Raw genomic sequence first — 17,730 nt, forward strand, 5'->3', positions numbered from 1 at the left:
AGGGCACCCCGCCGTGACGGTTGCCCCGGACGGAGCCGACGTGGTCGCCGATTTCGTGGGCGGGTCAGCTCTGGTCGTCGTCCCCTGAGCCGGCCGGCGGTGCCGGACGGGCTGGCAGACTCGGGGGCATGACCTCTCTCTCCGACTTCTCGGCGGCCGCGATCGACGGCACGGACACCGACCTGTCCCAGTACGACGGCAAGGTCGTCCTCGTCGTCAACACCGCCTCGCAGTGTGGCTTCACCGGCCAGTACAAGGGCCTCCAGCAGCTCCAGGACACCTACGCGGACCAGGGCCTGGTCGTCCTCGGCTTCCCCTGCGACCAGTTCGGCGGCCAGGAGCCGGGCAACGAGTCCGAGATCGCCGAGTTCTGCGAGCGCAACTTCGGGGTGACGTTCCCGCTCTTCTCCAAGGTCGACGTCAACGGCAAGGACGCGCACCCGCTCTTCGCGTGGCTCAAGGACTCCAAGGGCGGCCTGCTCGGCGACAAGATCAAGTGGAACTTCACCAAGTTCCTGATCGGGCGCGACGGGCAGGTCATCGACCGCTACGCGCCCACCACGGAGCCGGAGAAGCTGAGCAACGACATCGAGAAGGCGCTGTGACGAGGGCCGGTGCCCTCGTCGCGGCGGCTCTCGTCGCGGCACTGGCGCCGGCCACACCGGGAGCGGCGTCAGCGGCTCCGCTGGTCGAGGAAGGCGCTCCGGCGCCTGTCACGAGACCCCTCAGCCGAGTGGCCGACACCGTCGTCGGCACCGGCACGCCGGCCTCCTGCACGTCGCGTGCGGTGGTCCGGGCTGTCGCGAAGGGCGGTGTCGTCACCTTCGACTGCGGCCCGGGCCCGGTCACCATCGCGATGACGAGGACCGCCAAGGTGGTCAACACCTCCGCCCGTGTCGTGCTCGACGGGGGCGGGAAGGTCACCCTGAGCGGCCAGGGGCAGCGCCGCATCCTCTCCATGAACACCTGCGACCGGGCCCAGGTCTGGACGACCTCGCACTGCAACGACCAGGCCGAGCCGAGGCTCGTGGTGAAGCGGATGCGCTTCGTCGGCGGGAGCTCGGTGGGCGAGAGCACCGACGGCGGTGGCGGCGGCGCGCTCTTCGTCCGCGGCGGGCGGCTGAGGATCCTCGACTCCGTGTTCGCCGACAACCGGTGCGACCGCACCGGCCCCGACCTCGGCGGCGCTGCCGTGCGGGTCCTCGACCAGCACCGCGACCGTCCGGTCGTGGTCAAGCGCTCGACCTTCACCGGCGGGCGGTGCAGCAACGGCTCCGCGCTGAGCAGCATCGGGGTCTCGTGGCGCGTGGTCGACTCGACCTTCACGGACAACGCGGCCGTGGGCCGTGGTGCCAACCCCTCGCGGCCGGGCACACCCGGCGGCGGCTCGGGCGGCGCCATCTACATGGACGGCAACGACATCAACCTGGTCGTCGAGGGCTCGACGATGACCGGCAACCACGCCCGCGAGGGCGGCGGCGCGATCTTCTTCGTCTCCAACGACCGCACCGGCACGCTCACCATCCGCGGGTCGCGGCTCGAGGACAACCCGAGCGACGGCTTCGAGACCATCCCCGGGATCTTCTTCCTCGGCGCCAGCCGGACGGTCACCGACAGCGTCGTGCGGTGAGGGTCAGTCCTTGACCAGGTCGGCGTACTCGGGGTGCTTGTCGATGTAGGCCGCGACGTAGGGGCACGACGGCACGACCGAGAGCCCGCGCGAGCGCGCGTCGTCGAGCGCCGAGCGGGCGAGCGTCCCGGCGTGGCCCTGGCCGGAGTACTGCTCGCCGACCTCGGTGTGGACCATCGTGATGACGTCGCCGTGGAGGCGGTAGTCGATGAAGCCGACGAGGTCGTCGCCGGAGGTCAGCTCGTAGCGGCTCCGGTCGGGGGCGTCGGCGAACTTTATGTCCATATCGCAAACCTAGCCGGACATGACTTGCTGGTAACCCCAGCGGCGGGGGAAGGTCGTGGGCATGGCAGCAACCGCGTCGTCGTACTCGATCACCATGCGGTTGTACACCGCTCCGGACCACGGCGTCGTCGGCGCCGTCGCGACCGCGATCGCCTCGCAGGGTGGTGTGGTGACCGCCATCGACGTCACCGAGTCGCGGCACGACCGCCTCGTCGTCGACGTCACCTGCTCGGCGGCCGACGCGGAGCACTCGCAGGACCTGGTCACCGCGGTCGACGGCGTGGACGGGGTCACCGTCCACAAGGTCAGCGACCGCACGTTCCTGCTCCACCTCGGCGGCAAGATCGAGGTCAGCTCCAAGGTGCCGCTGCGCACCCGCGACGACCTCTCGATGGCCTACACCCCGGGTGTCGGGCGCGTCTCCATGGCGATCCACGACAACCCCGAGGACGTCCGCAAGCTCACCATCAAGGGCAACTCGGTCGCCGTCGTCACCGACGGCTCCGCCGTGCTCGGGCTGGGCAACATCGGGCCCGGTGCCGCGATGCCGGTGATGGAGGGCAAGGCGGCGCTGTTCAAGCGGTTCGCCGACATCGACGCGTGGCCGATCTGCCTGGCCAGCCAGGACACCGACGAGATCGTCAAGGCGGTCGAGATGATCGCGCCCGGCTTCGGTGGCATCAACCTCGAGGACATCGCCGCCCCGCGCTGCTTCGAGATCGAGAAGCGGCTGCGCGAGTCGCTCGACATCCCGGTCTTCCACGACGACCAGCACGGCACCGCGATCGTCGTCCTGGCCGCGCTCACCAACGCGATGCGGTGCGTGGACAAGTTGCTCACGGACGTACGCGTCGTGGTGTCCGGCGCGGGCGCGGCCGGCACCGCGATCGTCACCCTGCTGCTCGCTGCCGGCGCGCACGACGTCGTCGTGGTCGACCGTGAGGGCGCGTTGTCGGCCGACGACACCTCCCTGTCCGCGGCCCACGCTGAGCTCGCCGCCGCCACCAACCCGCGCCGGGTGACCGGTTCGTTGCAGGAGGTGCTCGCCGGGTCCGACGTCTTCATCGGCGTCTCCGCGCCCGGCATCCTCGACCACCAGTGGATCCCGACGATGGCCGAGAAGCCGGTCGTCTTCGCGCTCGCCAACCCCGACCCTGAGGTGGACCCGGCCGAGGCCGGCAAGTACGCCGCCGTGGTCGCCTCGGGCCGCTCCGACTACCCCAACCAGATCAACAACGTGCTCGCGTTCCCCGGCGTCTTCCGCGGCCTGCTCGACGCCGGCGCCTCGCACGTCACCACCGACATGCTGCTGCGCGCCGCCCAGGCCATCGCCGACACGGTCAGCGAGGAGGAGCTGCACGCCGCCTTCATCATCCCGAGCGTCTTCCACACCGACGTCACCAAGCGGGTCGCCTCCGCCATCAGCGGGCTCGGTTGAATGGCGCTGCAGAAGCGCACGGTCCTATGTCGAACGACGCAGAAGTCCGGTCGTGGCCGAAAGCAGTAGAGCTGCAAGGATCCACGCGCATCCTCGCAGGCCGAGGATGACGTAAGTGGTGGGTCCGGCCGGCGGCGCCCAGGCTTGATAACTTGCGGACGCAAGTGCTGGAACCGCAACGCTCGCTGAGTACAACACAGGGTCGAACTCCTGAACACTCCAACTCCGGTTCCAATCGCCCGAACGAACAAAGCCACCTTCCGATGCCCTGGTGCTCGTCGCCGTCGATACCGCGGATGCGTTGTCGGCGGGAGTGCTGAAGTCACTTCTTGCAGACGCCGAAACAGCGAGCGCCATGAAGAAGACGATGCCGAGGGACAGGAGCGCTCGGCCCGGGTAGTAGCCGTACCCCGCAAGATATTGGTACAAGCGGCGCCCCACTTGCCGCGACATCGAAATATTGCGAGTAGACCTGACAGCCGCGAGATATCGCATACGTTTTGCCGCGGTTGGATGCCCGTTATTCTCGTACGACGAAGCGAGTGCTTGCCACGGCTGCGCAGCGGCAATCGGTTCAAGCCACCTAGCAGCGGCACGGGCATCATCTTCCAATACTCCGCGCACCGCTCCGATATGCCAGCCGGGTCCGGTATCCGGATGCAGTGCAGGCATGGCGTCCTCACTCCATCCGACAAGCAGAGTTCCCGCATGGAGCCCATCGGCTAGAACCGGTCCGCAGGCTCCAGTATTCAGGAACAGAGTTTCGTTGACGCGGGTATGAGCGAGATTGATTCCATCGCTCTTCGCTCCCAACTCTAGCTCAGATATAGCGCACTGCCCGGACAGATGTGCCCCCGGTAGCCGCACTTCCCCACGTGAGAAAAGTCCAATTCCGAGGAAGTTGCCGCCAACCTTCAGTCTGTCCGCAGAAAGACTCTTGGGGTATCCCTCCAGGTGAGAACCCGATATTCCGAACTGACTGCCGACCTCGAGGCCGAGACATCGAAACTCGCCCGTCGCTTGAATTCTGTATGCGCGCACGCTTCCGGAAATCCGTGTCCCACTAAGGTCGATTGCGACATCGGGAGATCTAAGCCTCGCGCCGCCCAATCGGACATTGGCTCCCAGTGCTGCGCTGGTCAGGTTCAATGTGCCCTCACATGTAATCCCGTCCATGACCACGTCACCCGAAATACATGCTCCATCGAGAGAAAGGCTGTCTTCCAGACCTCTAAGGACTGCATTGGGAAGACCGAACTGATTACCAAACCTCGCACCTAGGAACCGGACCTCGCCGTTGGCCTCGAGTCCCGTTCCAAAGACGGTTCCCTTAATGTCCAACCTGTCCGCTGAGAGGGACGTCGTGCTGCCATTCAACTCCGCGTAGGAGAGGTCTAGAGTGGATCCGATCGTCCCGCCTAACAGGCGAACTTCGCCGTCAGCTGACATGTCCTGCAAGGAAGCACTTCCGCGAACTTCAATGTCGTCGGCTGCAAGGCTTATGCCAGAACCGTGTAACTGGGCGCCGTCGAAAATCAGGTTAGACTCGGTTCTCAGCCCCATCAGGTCGACTTGTCCGTACGCCTCGAGTCTAACTCCGGTGATTCCCCCGCGGACCGTGGTCAGTTCAGCAGACAGGCTCAGCGGTATGCCTCGCAGGGTTGCGCCGTTCAGATCAAGGACAGACCCGACTCTCGCGCCAACTATGCGCACTTCCCCAGCCGAAACAATCTGACTGGCGGCGAAGGAATGTGTCACATCGACGTCGTCGGCGGCGATGCTGACATCGGAGGCATGGAGGGTGCACCCGTCTAGCGCGAGGTCGTGAAGGTGCGAGGATCGTAGGATCAGGCGACCGAGGAAATGACAGCCGATGAAACGTAGCGGGTACGTGACGGTTGCGTGACTAAGGTCGAGGTCACCTCGAATCACTGATCCCGTCAGCGTGAGCCCGGTCGGGTCAGCATTGACGTGAGATGGGCTGGTGAGGAGCACCTCTCGAAGAGGCGCTGAAGGCAGCGACCGTTGGTAGTACGGATATTGCGTGAGTTGCGTTTGAGAAAGCCATGACGGCAGTGCGGTCCCGCCCAGGGGCCTACCAGTGTGGACAGCATCCTCGATCTCACGCTTGCCGATCGCCATGCATTAACAATGTCAGTAAGATGCGATCGGTGTCGTTCTATCCTCCGTTCGCCACACCTTGCGCGGCCACCAGAACTTCTCGCCGAGGGTCAGGGCGAGCGCGGGGACCAGGACCGTGCGGACGACGAGGGTGTCGAGCAGCACGCCGACGAAGATGATCGCGCCGAGCTGGGCGAGCACGACCAGCGGCAGCACGCCGAGGACCGCGAAGACCGCCGCGAGCAGGATGCCGGCGCTGGTGATCACGCCTCCCGTCGCGGTGAGCGCGCGCAGCATGCCCGTCCGGGTGCCGTGCTCGCGCGCCTCCTCCCGCGCCCGGGTCACCAGGAAGATGTTGTAGTCGACGCCGAGCGCCACCAGGAACAGGAACGCCAGGAGCGGCACCCCGGTGTCCATCGCGGCGAAGTCGAAGACGCTGCGGAAGAGCCACCACGACGCGCCCATGCTGGCGGCGTACGTCCCGACGACGGTCGCCACGAGCAGCAGCGGCGCCACGACCGAGCGCAGCAGCAGGACGAGCGCGCCGAGCACGAGCAGCAGGATGAACGGCAGGATCGTCAGCCGGTCCTTCGCGGCGTACTCCTCGGCGTCGACCGCCTCGGCGTCGCCGCCACCGACGTGGGTGTCGTCGAAGCCCGCGACGGCGTCGCGGACGTCGCCGACCAGGGCCTGTGCCTCGTCGCTGCCCGGGCTCGCGTCGGGGACCGCGTCGATCTGGGAGATGCCCTCGGCGCTGGACGTGATGCGCGCGGAGGTGACCCCCTCCACCTTCTCCACGGCGGACAGCACCTGCTCGCCGTCGGCCCGGGTGACGACCTGGACCGGGTCGCTGGTGCCGGCCGGGAAGGACTCACCGAGCCGCTCGGCGGCGGAGATCGCCTCGGGACGCTCGAGGAACTGGTCCGCCGGTCGGAGGCCGGTGCTGATCGACAGCGTGCCCGTGGCCAGGACGGCCAGCGCCGCGATGGTGCCGACGACGAAGGTCCGCGGTCGTCGCGCGACGGCCTCGCCGACGCGGTGCCACAGCGAGTTGGACTCGACCAGCACGGTGTCACCGACGTGCGGGACGCGCGGCCAGAAGACCCACCGGCCGAACACCACCAGCGCAGCTGGCAGCACGACCAGGGCGAAGGTCGCCGCGATCACGACGCCGACGGCACAGGCGACGCCGAGGCCGCGAGTGGTGGGGACGGTGGAGAGGACCAGGGTGAGCAGGCCCAGCACCACCGTGGTCGCGCTGGACACGACGGCCTCGAACGTGCGTGACAAGGCGTGCGCCATGGCCTCGAAGCGGGACTCGGTGGTCTTGAGCTCGTCGCGGTAGCGCGAGATCAGCAGGAGGGCGTAGTCGGTGCCGGCACCGAAGACCAGCACGCTCAGGATGCCGACCGTCGACTCGTCCCAGGCGATGCCGGTCACCTCGAGGACGTTAGTCGCCACGATCGCGGACAGGCGGTCGGCGATGCCGACGACCGAGAGCGGGACCAGCCAGAGCACGGGGCTGCGGTAGGTGATGATGAGCAGCAGCGCGACGACGGCGGCGGTCGCACCGAGCAGGCGGATGTCCGCGCCGTCGAAGACCTGGCCGATGTCGGCCTGGATGCCGGCCGGGCCGGTGACCGCGACGCTCACGCCGTCGGGGGCGTCGGCGCGCAGGGTGTCGCGCAGCTCCTCGACCTTGTCGATGTTGTCGGTCGCCGAGGCCGACGCGACGGGCACGGCGACGAACGCAGCCGTGCCGTCCTCGGCCACGACCACCGGTGATTGCGCGTCCCCGCCCGGCTTGCCGGAGCCCGCACCGCCCGCACCGCCCGCGGCGCCCGGGGGCGCCTCGCCCGAGCCACCGGCGCCCGACAGCAGGCCGACCGCCTGCTGGGTGAGGTCGCCCTGCACCGACTCCGAGAGCGTGCCCTCGTCGGCGGTCCACAGCACGATCGCGACCTGCCCCTCGTCCTCGGGCAGCTCGTCGAGGAGCTCGGCGGCGCGGGTGCTGTCGGCGCCGATCGGGGAGGTGTCGGTGCTGGTGGTCTCGCGCTTGCCCTCGGGGACCAGCGCCAGGACGGCCAGGGCGAGCAGGATCGGGACGAGGGCGACGAGCCAGGCCGTACGACGTCCGGCGATCAACCGGGCGGGGGCGGGGGTGCGGTGGGTGGACAACGAGGCTCCTCGACAGATCGCTAGGCCCGATGGTTGCTAAGCAAGTTACTCATCAAGTTAGCGGTATGGTGGGAGCGATGCAAGACGGGCGTCGCGACGTGCGGCCCGGGAGAGGTGGGTCATGACGGACCAGCCCTCGGCGCCGACCGCGCCGGCGTGGGTGGAGCGCGGGGCGGAGCGTCAGCAGCCGCCGACGCTGAGCGCCCTGCGCGACCTGATCGCGGCCGGCAGCCGGGTGAACCACGTCGTGTCGCGCCGCTCGGGCCTCAGCGAGACCGAGCTGGTCACCCTCGAGCACCTCAGCCGCGAGCAGATCGGGCCCGCCGAGGTGGCGCGACGCCTCGAGGTCTCCACCGCGGCCGCCACCGGCATCGTCGACCGGCTGGTCTCCCGCGGCCACGTCGAGCGCCGCCCCCACGAGGTCGACCGCCGGCGCACCGAGCTGCACATCACCGACTCCGGCCGTGGCGAGATCATCGGGCACCTGATGCCGATGTTCGCCGCGCTCGACCGGCACGACTCGTCCTTCACCGCGGAGGAGAAGGCGGTGGTGGAGCGCTACCTGCGCGGCGCGACCGCCGCCTTCGAGCAGGTCAGCGGCCCGGTGCCGCGCTCCTCGGACTGAGCGCAGCGAGCCGCTGACGCCGGTCGGGTGTCAGTCGTCGAGGCCGGCCTTGCGGTGCGCGACCAGGGCGGCGCCGACGATGCCGGCGCGGTTCTGCAGGGTCGCGGGCACCATCTCGGTCTCGACCTGGATCAGGTGGCCGAACTTCTCCCACGACTTGCTGACGCCGCCGCCGATGACGAACAGGTCGGGCGTGAAGAGCCGCTCCAGGTGCCGGAAGTACGTCGTCAGCCGCTCGGCCCACGCCTCCCAGGTCAACCCCTCGCGCTCGCGAGCGCTGGTCGCGGCGCGCACCTCGGCGACCTCACCGTCGATCTCGAGGTGGCCCATCTCGGAGTTCGGCACGAGCTGGCCGTCGAAGATCATCGCCGAGCCGATGCCGGTGCCGAGGGTGATCACCATGACCAGCCCCTGGCGGCCCTTCGCGGCGCCGTACTCCGCCTCGGCGAGGCCGGCGGCGTCGGCGTCGTTCACGACGTGCACCTCGCGGTTGAGCGCCTCGGTGAAGATGGCGTCGGCGTCCTCGCCGATCCACGACTTGTCGATGTTGGCGGCCGACAGCACGACGCCGCGGCGCACGATGCCGGGCACGGTCACGCCGACCGGGGTCGAGGACGGCTCGAAGCTGTCGACGATCTGCTGGAAGACGCCGGCCACGGCCTGCGGGGTCGCCGGCCGCGGGGTGTCGATGCGGACCCGGTCGTGCGCGAAGTCGCCCTGCTCGAGGTCGACCGGCGCGCCCTTGATGCCGGTGCCGCCGAAGTCGATGCCGAAGGGATGATCCATGGCGCACAACCTATCGCCCGCCCGCCGCCGGTGTGACGCGGGCAACAGCACCTGTGAGACGCCGGCCGGGAGACCCCAGCGCCCGGGATCCGGACCATCTAGCATCCGGACATGGCCGCCCACACCACGCGCATGCTGCTGCTGGGCGCGGTGGCGATGTTCGAGCCGGTCAACGGCTACCAGATCCGGCGCGAGCTGGTGTCGTGGCGCGTGGACGAGTGGGCGAACCTCGGACCGGGCTCGATCTACAGCGGACTGACGACCCTCGAGAAGCTGGGCCAGGTGGTGCGCCACGACCTCGCCGACGACGGTCGCACGGTCGCGGTCTACGAGATCACCGAGGTCGGCCGCGGTGAGCTCGCGCGGCTGCTGGGGGAGGGCCTGGAGACGGTCACCCTCTTCAACGCCGTCGCCTTCCACGCGGCCTTCGGCATGCTGCCCCTGCTCCCGCGGGACGTCGCCGTGCGCCACCTCGAGGTGCGCATCCACGAGCTCGACCGCTCGGTCCGGGAGTGGGACCCGGGCTCCGGCGAGCTGGCGCCGCCGCACGCGGTGCACGGCGTACGCCACTGGCTGGACCTGCTGGGGGAGGAGCGGGCGTGGCTGGTGGGCACCGTCGAGCGGCTGCGGGCGGGCGAGTTCGACCTCGCCGGGGAACCGTGGCGCTGGGTGCCGCCCGCGGACGACCCCGGCCGCCAGATGCAGGTCGACCGCGACCGCTACCGCCAGTTGCTGGACCAGGCTGCGGCGGACGCCCCGGCCTGACGCCCGCCCTGCCCGCGCGCGGTGCGGGCGTCGTACGCCATCGCGGCGTCGGTCGCTCTCGTAATGCGGTTGCAGCCGTGCAGGTGAGGCCGCACACTGGATGTTCAAGTTTGAACACCGAAGGACGGGGACCGATGATCAGAGCACGAGGACTCGTGCAGACCTTCCAGACCAAGGTCGGGAAGGAGAAGAAGGAGGTCCGCGCCGTCGACGGCGTCGACCTCGACGTGGCCGAGGGCGAGGTCGTCGGCTTCCTCGGCCCCAACGGGGCCGGCAAGACCACGACACTGCGGATGCTGACCACGCTGCTGCGGCCCGACGCGGGCACCGCGACCGTGGCGGGCTACGACGTGGTGCGCGAGTCGGTGCAGGTGCGCCGCTCGATCGGCTACGTGTCACAGGCCGGCGGGGTCTCCTCCTCCGCACGCGCCGGCGAGGAGGTGATGGACCACGGCATGCTCTACGGCCTCTCCCGAGCGCAGGTGGAGAAGCGGGGCAAGGAGCTGTTCACCCAGCTCCAGCTCGACGGCCTGTGGGAGCGGATGCCCAAGAACATGTCGGGCGGGCAGAAGCGGCGCCTCGACATCGTGATGGGCCTGATCCACGACCCGACCCTGGTCTTCCTCGACGAGCCCACCACGGGTCTCGACCCGCAGGCGCGCGCCAACCTCTGGGAGCACATCGCCCGCCTGCGGTCCGAGCGCGGAGCGACGGTCTTCCTCACCACCCACTACCTCGACGAGGCCGACGCGCTCTCCGACCGCATCGTCATCATCGACCAGGGCCGGATCGTCGCCTCCGACACCAGCGACAACCTCAAGGCGCAGGTGTCCGGCGACCTCGTCACGCTCGAGGTCGCCGCCGACCACGTCACGGTGGCCGCCGAGAAGCTCGCCACGGTCGCGCAGTCGGTCCGTACGTCCGGAACGCAGGTCTCCGGCCGCGTCGCCCGCGCCGGTCGCGTCGTGCCCGGACTCCTCCGCGACGTCGAGGCCGCCGGCGTGGCCCTCGAGTCGATCGAGGTGCACCGCCCCACCCTCGACGACGTCTTCCTCACCCTCACCGGACGCTCGCTGCGCGACGCGGAGTCCGAGGCCGGGTCGGAGTCCGAGGTCGGGCCCGATTCGGAGTCAGCCGCCCAGACCACCAGTGCCGACCAGGCCCGAGAGGACGTGAGTGCCTGATGTCCACCTTCTTCCGCGAGACCTACATCGTCTTCCGGCGCCAGCTCCGGATGAACCTGCGCAACCCGGCGTGGGTGATCATCGGCGCGCTGCAGCCGATCCTCTACCTGCTGCTGTTCGGACCGCTGCTCAAGCCGCTGGTGGGTCAGTTCGGCGCGACCAACGCCTACACCTTCCTGGTGCCCGGGCTGCTGGTGCAGCTCGGCATGTTCGGGGCGTTCTTCGCCGGCTTCGGCCTGATCGCCGAGTGGCGTGAGGGCGTGGTGGAGGCCGAGCGCGTCACGCCCGCCTCGCGCACCGCGCTGCTGATGGGCCGGCTGCTGCGCGACCTGCTCCAGCTGCTGGTGCAGGCGATGATCCTGATCGCGCTCGGCACCGCGATGGGCATGCGGCCGTCCTGGGGTGGCGTGGTGGCCGGCGTCGGCATCACCGTGCTGGTCGGTGGCGCCTGCGCCGCCGCCTCGAACGCACTGGCCCTCACCACGAAGTCCGAGGACGTGATGGCGCCGGTGATCAACATGGTGATGATGCCGGTCCTGCTGCTCAGCGGGATCATGCTGCCGATGACCCTCGGCCCGGCCTGGCTCGAGCGGATCAGCGACTTCATGCCGTTCCGCTGGATCGTCGACGGCGTGCGCAGCAGCTTCGTCGGCGACTTCGCCGCCAGCGGCGTCATGTGGGGCACGGCCTGGGCGCTCGCCCTCTTCGCCCTCGCCGTCTGGTGGGGCACGGCCACCTTCCGCAAGGAGAACGCCTGACGTCTCGAACTTGACACAGTGGTGCCTCTTGTCAACGAGGTTTACAGATCCTATGGTTCTGTAAACCCCCACGGCAGGAGGCAGCAGATGCCCGGCTACCCCACGCAGCACCCCGCCCGACTCGCGCCCAGCGGCACGGTGCCCGACGGCACGACCGAGCTGTGGACCGACCGCAAGCGCTACCTGTGGCTCATCGGCCTGGTCGTGCCGAGCCTGGCGTTCGTCGCCTTCGGTGGCTACCTGGCGACCGGCTGGTCGGTCTGGTTCTGGGTCGGTCCGATCGTGATCCTCGGCATCGTCCCGGCCATCGACCTGATCGCGGGGCTGGACCGCTCGAACCCGCCCGACGACGTGATCGAGGCGCTGGAGCAGGACCGTTACTACCGCTGGATCACCTACCTCTTCCTGCCCATCCAGTACGCCGGCTTCCTCGGCGCGATGGCGGTCGTCGGCGGCTGGGACGTCTTCGGCGCGCTGGCCGAGGACCCGCTGACGATCGTCGACAAGGTCGGCCTGGCCATCTCGATCGGCTGCATCGGCGGGATCGGCATCAACACCGCGCACGAGCTCGGCCACAAGAAGGAGGCCAACGAGCGCTGGCTGTCCAAGATCGCGCTCGCGCAGGTCTGCTACGGCCACTTCTACATCGAGCACAACCGCGGCCACCACGTCCGCGTCGCGACCCCCGAGGACCCGGCCAGCTCGCGGCTCGGCGAGAACTTCTACCAGTTCTGGCCGCGCACGGTCGGCGGCTCCCTGAAGTCCGCCTGGCGCCTGGAGAAGCGGCGCCTGGCCCGCCGCAAGCAGAGCCCGTGGCGCCTCGACAACGACGTGCTCAACGCCTGGCTGATGACCTTGGTGCTCTGGGTCGCCGTCCTCGCCGCGTTCGGCCTCGAGGTGGCGCCGTACCTCCTCATCCAGGCCGTCGTCGGCTTCTCGCTCCTCGAGGTCGTCAACTACATGGAGCACTACGGGATGCTGCGCCAGAAGGTCGGAGAAGGCGAGCGCCAGCGCTACGAGCGGGTGCTGCCCGGCCACAGCTGGAACTCCAACAACATCGCGACCAACGTGCTGCTCTACCACCTGCAGCGGCACAGCGACCACCACGCCAACCCGACCCGGCGCTACCAGACGCTGCGCGACTTCGAGGAGAGCCCGGTGCTCCCGACCGGGTACGCCGGCATGATCGTGCTCGCCATCGTGCCCGCCGTCTGGCGCCGGGTGATGGACCAGCGCGTCGTCGACCACTACGGCGGCGACGTGTCGCTCGCCAACATCAGCCCGCGCAAGCGGGAGGCGTACCTCGCCCGCTACGGCTCGACGAGTCGAGTGCGCAGCCCCGAGGGGACTGCTACGGCGAGCGCACACGACCCGGCGGGGGAGGTGCTGGCCGCCCGCTGTCCCGGCTGCGAGTACGTCTACGAGGTCGCCGCAGGTGACGAGCACGAGGGCTTCGCCGCCGGCACCGCGTGGGCCGACATCCCCGACGATTGGTGCTGCCCCGACTGCGGGGTGCGCGACAAGGTCGACTTCGTGCCCGTCGCGCCCGAGCGCTCGGTGGCCTGACGGCCCGGCCTCAGCCCACGACCTCGCGCCGGTCGTCCGGCAGCCGCCGGGTGCGGCCGGCGCGGTCGAGGTGATCGAGCAGCGGGAGCACCACCCGTCGCGTGGTCCCCAGCCGCTCGCGGGCCGCGCTCGTCGTGAACGGCTGGTCGAGGTCGCGGAGCAGGTCGACCGCACCGTCCACGGACGCGGGCGCCAGCACGATTCCCGGTCCGACCCGCTTCAGCAGCCCACCCCGCTCGGCTGCGCCGAGGGCCCGCTCGTCGAGGCCGAGCTCGCGGAGGCGGTCGGCGGTCGGCGCGGCGAACGGCGCCGCGGCCAGGTCCTGCAGGACCGCGTCCACCGCACGGCGTACGCCGTCGGGCAGGCCGGGCGACCCCGCACCGAGCACGCGGCCGTCGACCACCCGCAACGGCGGCCGGACGAGCGCGCGGACCAGCTCCGGCGAAGGCAGCCGGAGCCGCGCGGCCAGGACGGACAGCGGCACGGCCGGGTCCAGAGGGTGCGCGCGGGCGTGCTCGGCCACCAGGTCGGGCAGCCGGTCCGACAGGGCGCCCGCGACGGCAGCATCGACCAGCCACGGGCCGGCCGTCAGGTGGTCGCCGCGGTCACCCTCGACGCGCACGCCGAGCTGCCGCAGCCGGTCGGCGTGCGCCACGCCTCGGCGCCGCAGCTCGTCGGCCAGGCGGGGCGTGCCGTCGGCGCCGGCCAGCTGTGCGGCCCGGCGCGCGGCCGCACCGCGACGTCGCAGCCGCGGCGGGTCCGGGTCCAGCACGTCGACGCGCCACACCTGGCGCCGGCCGGGGTCGCGCAGCAGCGCCCGGTCCCCGACGCGCAGCGGCAGCGGGTGGGGCAGCGACAGCCGGGCCAGCCCCTCGCCCAGAGGACGGAACCGGACAGGGACGTCGGCGGCTCCGACGTGGAGCACCGGCGAGGTCGGCGGCTCGCCCGCGCCGCTCCAGCGGACGTCGACGACGTCGGTCTGGTGCCAGGCGCCCGGCGTGACGAGCACGCTGCCGCGCGTGAGGTCGTCCGTCCGGCCGCCGAGGTTGAGGGCAACGCGGGCGACCCCGCTCACCGACTCGCGGTCGCGGCCCAGGGCCTGCACCTCGCGGACCCGGAGCTGGGTGTCACCGAGGGTGAGGGTGTCCCCACGCCGCACGGTGCCTGCGGGCAGGGTGCCGGTGACGACGGTGCCGGCACCGCGCACGGTGAAGCGCCGGTCCACCCACAGCCGTACATCGGCGGCCGGATCGGGGTCGGGCAGGCTCGTCACCATCGCGACCAGCGCCGCGCGGAGGTCGTCGATCCCGGCACCGGTCCGCGCGCTGACCGCCAGCACGGGAGCCCCGGCCAGACGGGTGGCTGCGACCTCGGCGCTCGCCCGCGCGATCGCGGGTCCCGGGTCGGCCAGGTCGGAGCGGGTCACCGCCACCACCGCATGGCGTACGCCGAGCGCGTCGAGGGCGGCCAGGTGCTCGGCCGCCTGGGGCATCCACGGGTCGTCGGCCGCGACCACGAGCAGCGCGGCCGGCACGGGGCCGACCCCCGCCAGCATCGTGGTGAGGAACCGCTCGTGCCCCGGCACGTCGACGAAGGCGACCTCGCCGACCTCGGGCCACTCGGTCCAGCAGTAGCCGAGCTCGATCGTCAGCCCGCGCCGGCGCTCCTCGGCCAGCCGGTCGGGGTGGGTGCCGGTGAGCGCCTCGACGAGGGCGGACTTGCCGTGGTCGACGTGACCGGCGGTGGCCACGACGTGCATCAGCCCGGCTCCTCCGTCGCAGCAGCGACGCGTCGTACGGCGTCGGCGACCGCGTCGTCCTCGGACGGGTCGACGGCGAGGAGGTCGAGCAGCAGCCGGCCGCGCTCGAGGCGTCCGACGACGGGGAGGTCGAGGGCGCGCAGCGGCTCGGCGAGGCGCTCGGGCAGCGCGACCGCGGCACTGGGGAGCACGACCTCCGGTGCACCGCCGCCGCCCACCGCGCCGTCGCTGTCGACGACGGAGGCCTCGAGGCCCGCGGGGAGCGCCGCGACGATCGCCGCCGCACGCGTGCGCAGGTCGGCGACGGACCGTGCGAGCGCCGCCGCCACCGGCGGGACCGGGCCGGCGAGGGTCGCCTCGAGCGCGGCGAGGGTGAGCTTGTCGACGCGCAGCGCCCGCGCGAAGGGGTCGCGCCGGAGCCGCTCGACGAGCGCCGACCGGCCGAGCAGCAGGCCGCTCTGCGGTCCACCGAGCAGCTTGTCCCCGGACGCGGTCACCAGGTCCGCGCCCGCGCGCAGGGTGCTGGCCGCGTCGGGCTCGTCGGGCAGCCGCGGGTGCGGCGCCAGCAGGCCAGAGCCGATGTCGACGACCAGGGGCGCGTCGAGCCCGGCGAGCCCGGCGACCGGCACCGAGGAGGTGAAGCCGCGGACGGCGAAGTTCGAGGGGTGCACCTTGAGGACGAACGCCGTGGTCTCGTCGACGGCCTCGGCGTAGTCCTCGAGCCGCACCCGGTTCGTCGTGCCCACCTCGCGCAGGCGGGCGCCGACCGACTCCATCAGCTCGGGGATCCGGAAGCCGTCGCCGATCTCGACGAGCTCGCCGCGGGCGATGACGACCGAGCCGCCGTCGCGGCACAGCACCCGGGTGACCAGCGCGAGGGCGGCGGCGCCGTTGTTGACGACGTGGACCGCCTCGGCGTCCGGGACTGCGGCCGCGAGGGCCTCGAGGGTGCCGCGACCACGACGGCCGCGCCGGGCAGTCGCGAGGTCGAGCTCGACGTCAGTGGCGCCGGCGGAGGTGCGCAGCGCGTCGGCCGCCGCGGCGGACAGCGGCGCCCGGCCGAGGTTGGTGTGCACGACCACCCCGGTGGCGTTGACGACCCGACGCAGGGTCGTGGCCGAGGCCGGCAGGGCGGCGACGGCGAGGTCGGCGACCTGCTCGGGGGCCACCGCGCCGTCGCGGCACCGCTGCTGGGCAGCCACCACGGCCTGCTTCACGAGCGCGGGCCCGAGCCGGTCCGCGGCCTCGCGCAGGCGGGGGTCCGCGAGGAGGTGGTCGGTGCGCGGGACCGCCCGTCTGGGATCCGACACCCACCCCTCCTGCTGTCACGTGTGGCGGAGGCGGACGGGAATCGAACCCGCCTGGCCCAGGTGCTGGGCCACAACGGTTTTGAGGACCGCGTCCGTCACCAGACGAGAACCGCCTCCTCGATCACCCTAGCCGTGCGTGCCCGCGGTCCCGTCCGGCGACATACGCCGGGTTGGCGCGGACCCGCCCCGCCGTTCATGGCACCGACCCGCGGTCGGAGTCACGAACCACGACCTACATTGGCCGGGTGACCCTCGAGGAGAGCACCGCGATCCGCCTGACCCAGTACGCCGCGGGCGGGGGGTGCGCCTGCAAGGTGCCGCCCGGCGAGCTGGAGCGGGTCCTCGGCGGCCTGCCCGGTGGCCGGGCCGGCAGCACCGGGCACGGCGAACCGGGCGAGCTCGTCGTCGGCGTCGAGCACGGCGACGACGCCGCCGCGGTCCGGATCCACCCGGCGGCCGACGGCACCGGCCGGGTCGTCATCCTCACCACCGACTTCTTCACCCCCGTGGTCGACGACCCCTATGACTGGGGCCGGATCGCCGCCACCAACGCACTGTCCGACGTCTACGCCATGGGCGGCACCCCGGTCGTCGGGGTCAACCTCCTCGGCTGGCCTCGCGACCGGCTGCCCTTCGAGCTCGCCGCCGAGGTGATGCGCGGCGGGGCCGAGGCGTGCGCCGAGGCGGGCGCGCACCTGGCCGGGGGGCACAGCATCGACGACCCGGAGCCGAAGTACGGCCTGGCCGTCACCGGCCTCGCCGACCCCGAGCGGCTGCTGCGCAACGACGCCGCCCGGGCCGGACTGCCGCTGACCCTCACCAAGCCGCTCGGCCTCGGCATCCTCAACAACCGGCACAAGTCCACCGGCGAACGCTTCGAGGAGGCGATCGCGGTGATGAGCACGCTCAACAAGGACGCCTCGACCGCCGCGGTCGGCGCCGGCCTGCGGGCGGCCACCGACGTCACCGGGTTCGGCCTGCTCGGCCACCTGATGAAGATGATGCGGGCGAGCGGCACGAGCGCGGTCGTCGACGCCGCCGCGGTGCCGTACGTCGACGGCGCGCGGCGCTCGCTGGCCGAGGGGTTCGTGCCGGGCGGCAGCCGCCGCAACCTCGACTGGGTCCGGCCGCACCTCGACTCCGACGTCGACGAGGACGAGATGCTGCTCCTCGCGGACGCGCAGACCTCCGGCGGCCTGCTCGTCGTCGGCGAGCTTCCCGGGCACCCCGTGATCGGCGAGGTGGTGCCGCGCGGCGACACGGTGCTCCGCGTCCGGTGACCCACCCCCGCAGGTGGTGGACCGCGCTAGGAAGGGGTCGTAGGT

At 71.1% G+C, this 17,730-nt stretch carries 15 protein-coding genes and 1 tRNA gene; 9 read left to right on the plus strand and 7 right to left on the minus strand.

All coding sequences use genetic code 11. The features are described 5' to 3' along the window. Positions 1-128: 128 nt before the first annotated feature. Positions 129-605: a glutathione peroxidase gene (locus ASC64_RS18875; protein WP_056909100.1), complete on the plus strand. Its 477-nt coding sequence runs from the start codon at positions 129-131 to the stop codon at positions 603-605. A gap of 128 nt (positions 606-733) precedes the next feature. Next, complete coding sequence (locus ASC64_RS18880) at positions 734-1,630, plus strand: hypothetical protein (protein WP_056909101.1); 897 nt, start codon at positions 734-736, stop codon at positions 1,628-1,630. 3 nt (positions 1,631-1,633) lie between these two features. Here ASC64_RS18880 and ASC64_RS18885 read toward each other — a convergent pair whose 3' ends face one another. Beyond that, positions 1,634-1,915 (minus strand): GNAT family N-acetyltransferase, encoded by a 282-nt coding sequence (locus ASC64_RS18885; protein WP_056909102.1) that lies wholly within the window; start codon positions 1,913-1,915, stop codon positions 1,634-1,636. Between the two features lie 61 nt (positions 1,916-1,976). Between ASC64_RS18885 and ASC64_RS18890 the strand changes: the two genes are divergently transcribed. Continuing rightward, a complete protein-coding gene (locus ASC64_RS18890) occupies positions 1,977-3,353 on the plus strand; it encodes an NAD-dependent malic enzyme (protein WP_056909103.1) in 1,377 nt (458 codons plus the stop codon). Between the two features lie 24 nt (positions 3,354-3,377). On the opposite strand, the gene ASC64_RS22220 is transcribed toward ASC64_RS18890, so the two are convergent. Both ASC64_RS22220 and ASC64_RS18895 read right to left on the minus strand, forming a co-directional pair. After that, positions 3,378-5,495, minus strand: coding sequence for a hypothetical protein (locus ASC64_RS22220; protein WP_156385295.1), 2,118 nt, complete (start codon positions 5,493-5,495; stop codon positions 3,378-3,380). 12 nt (positions 5,496-5,507) lie between these two features. Then, positions 5,508-7,652 carry an MMPL family transporter gene (locus ASC64_RS18895; RefSeq protein ID WP_056909104.1) on the minus strand — a complete coding sequence of 715 codons (2,145 nt, stop codon included), beginning with the start codon at positions 7,650-7,652 and terminating at the stop codon, positions 5,508-5,510. 121 nt (positions 7,653-7,773) lie between these two features. On the opposite strand from ASC64_RS18895, the gene ASC64_RS18900 reads away from it, so the two are divergent. Further along, positions 7,774-8,277: a MarR family winged helix-turn-helix transcriptional regulator gene (locus ASC64_RS18900; RefSeq protein WP_056909105.1), complete on the plus strand. Its 504-nt coding sequence runs from the start codon at positions 7,774-7,776 to the stop codon at positions 8,275-8,277. Positions 8,278-8,307: 30 nt separating this feature from the next. Here ASC64_RS18900 and ppgK read toward each other — a convergent pair whose 3' ends face one another. Then, positions 8,308-9,063, minus strand: a complete 756-nt coding sequence (ppgK, locus tag ASC64_RS18905; protein ID WP_056909106.1) for a polyphosphate--glucose phosphotransferase — start codon at positions 9,061-9,063, stop codon at positions 8,308-8,310. Positions 9,064-9,174: 111 nt separating this feature from the next. On the opposite strand from ppgK, the gene ASC64_RS18910 reads away from it, so the two are divergent. The 4 genes from ASC64_RS18910 (at position 9,175) to ASC64_RS23105 (ending at position 13,336) form a co-directional block, all read left to right on the plus strand. Beyond that, the gene (locus tag ASC64_RS18910; RefSeq protein ID WP_056909107.1) at positions 9,175-9,828 is read left to right on the plus strand and encodes a PadR family transcriptional regulator; all 654 of its coding nucleotides are present in this window, start codon (positions 9,175-9,177) and stop codon (positions 9,826-9,828) included. Between the two features lie 134 nt (positions 9,829-9,962). Further along, entirely contained in the window at positions 9,963-11,012 is a 1,050-nt protein-coding gene (locus ASC64_RS18915) for an ATP-binding cassette domain-containing protein (protein ID WP_056909108.1), read from the plus strand. Beyond that, the gene (locus tag ASC64_RS18920) at positions 11,012-11,770 is read left to right on the plus strand and encodes an ABC transporter permease (RefSeq protein WP_056909109.1); all 759 of its coding nucleotides are present in this window, start codon (positions 11,012-11,014) and stop codon (positions 11,768-11,770) included. The genes ASC64_RS18915 and ASC64_RS18920 overlap by 1 nt, the downstream gene beginning before the upstream one ends. 87 nt (positions 11,771-11,857) lie before the next feature. Then, positions 11,858-13,336, plus strand: a complete 1,479-nt coding sequence (locus ASC64_RS23105; RefSeq protein WP_056909110.1) for a fatty acid desaturase — start codon at positions 11,858-11,860, stop codon at positions 13,334-13,336. A gap of 10 nt (positions 13,337-13,346) precedes the next feature. Here ASC64_RS23105 and ASC64_RS18930 read toward each other — a convergent pair whose 3' ends face one another. The 3 genes from ASC64_RS18930 to ASC64_RS18940 all read right to left on the minus strand — a co-directional run bounded on the left by ASC64_RS18930 (position 13,347) and on the right by ASC64_RS18940 (position 16,522). After that, positions 13,347-15,095, minus strand: a complete 1,749-nt coding sequence (locus tag ASC64_RS18930; protein WP_056909111.1) for a selenocysteine-specific translation elongation factor — start codon at positions 15,093-15,095, stop codon at positions 13,347-13,349. After that, complete coding sequence (selA, locus tag ASC64_RS18935; protein ID WP_056909112.1) at positions 15,095-16,405, minus strand: L-seryl-tRNA(Sec) selenium transferase; 1,311 nt, start codon at positions 16,403-16,405, stop codon at positions 15,095-15,097. The genes ASC64_RS18930 and selA overlap by 1 nt, the downstream gene beginning before the upstream one ends. A 22-nt stretch (positions 16,406-16,427) precedes the next feature. Further along, positions 16,428-16,522 (minus strand) — tRNA-Sec (locus ASC64_RS18940). 128 nt (positions 16,523-16,650) lie between these two features. On the opposite strand from ASC64_RS18940, the gene selD reads away from it, so the two are divergent. Beyond that, positions 16,651-17,685: a selenide, water dikinase SelD gene (selD, locus tag ASC64_RS18945; protein ID WP_156385296.1), complete on the plus strand. Its 1,035-nt coding sequence runs from the start codon at positions 16,651-16,653 to the stop codon at positions 17,683-17,685. Positions 17,686-17,730: the final 45 nt, after the last annotated feature.

This window comes from Nocardioides sp. Root122, from assembly GCF_001425025.1.
GTDB lineage: Bacteria > Actinomycetota > Actinomycetes > Propionibacteriales > Nocardioidaceae > Nocardioides.

What these genes read in the sequence shown, in the direction of transcription:
- ASC64_RS18875 (WP_056909100.1), top strand. Translation starts at nt 129, where the DNA reads ATGACCTCTCTCTCCGACTTCTCGGCGGCCGCGATCGACGGCACGGAC.
- ASC64_RS18885 (WP_056909102.1), bottom strand. Translation starts at nt 1,915, where the DNA reads ATGGACATAAAGTTCGCCGACGCCCCCGACCGGAGCCGCTACGAGCTG.
- ASC64_RS18890 (WP_056909103.1), top strand. Translation starts at nt 1,977, where the DNA reads ATGGCAGCAACCGCGTCGTCGTACTCGATCACCATGCGGTTGTACACC.
- ASC64_RS22220 (WP_156385295.1), bottom strand. Translation starts at nt 5,495, where the DNA reads ATGGCGATCGGCAAGCGTGAGATCGAGGATGCTGTCCACACTGGTAGG.
- ASC64_RS18900 (WP_056909105.1), top strand. Translation starts at nt 7,774, where the DNA reads ATGACGGACCAGCCCTCGGCGCCGACCGCGCCGGCGTGGGTGGAGCGC.
- ppgK (WP_056909106.1), bottom strand. Translation starts at nt 9,063, where the DNA reads ATGGATCATCCCTTCGGCATCGACTTCGGCGGCACCGGCATCAAGGGC.
- ASC64_RS18910 (WP_056909107.1), top strand. Translation starts at nt 9,175, where the DNA reads ATGGCCGCCCACACCACGCGCATGCTGCTGCTGGGCGCGGTGGCGATG.
- ASC64_RS18915 (WP_056909108.1), top strand. Translation starts at nt 9,963, where the DNA reads ATGATCAGAGCACGAGGACTCGTGCAGACCTTCCAGACCAAGGTCGGG.
- ASC64_RS18920 (WP_056909109.1), top strand. Translation starts at nt 11,012, where the DNA reads ATGTCCACCTTCTTCCGCGAGACCTACATCGTCTTCCGGCGCCAGCTC.
- ASC64_RS23105 (WP_056909110.1), top strand. Translation starts at nt 11,858, where the DNA reads ATGCCCGGCTACCCCACGCAGCACCCCGCCCGACTCGCGCCCAGCGGC.
- ASC64_RS18930 (WP_056909111.1), bottom strand. Translation starts at nt 15,095, where the DNA reads ATGCACGTCGTGGCCACCGCCGGTCACGTCGACCACGGCAAGTCCGCC.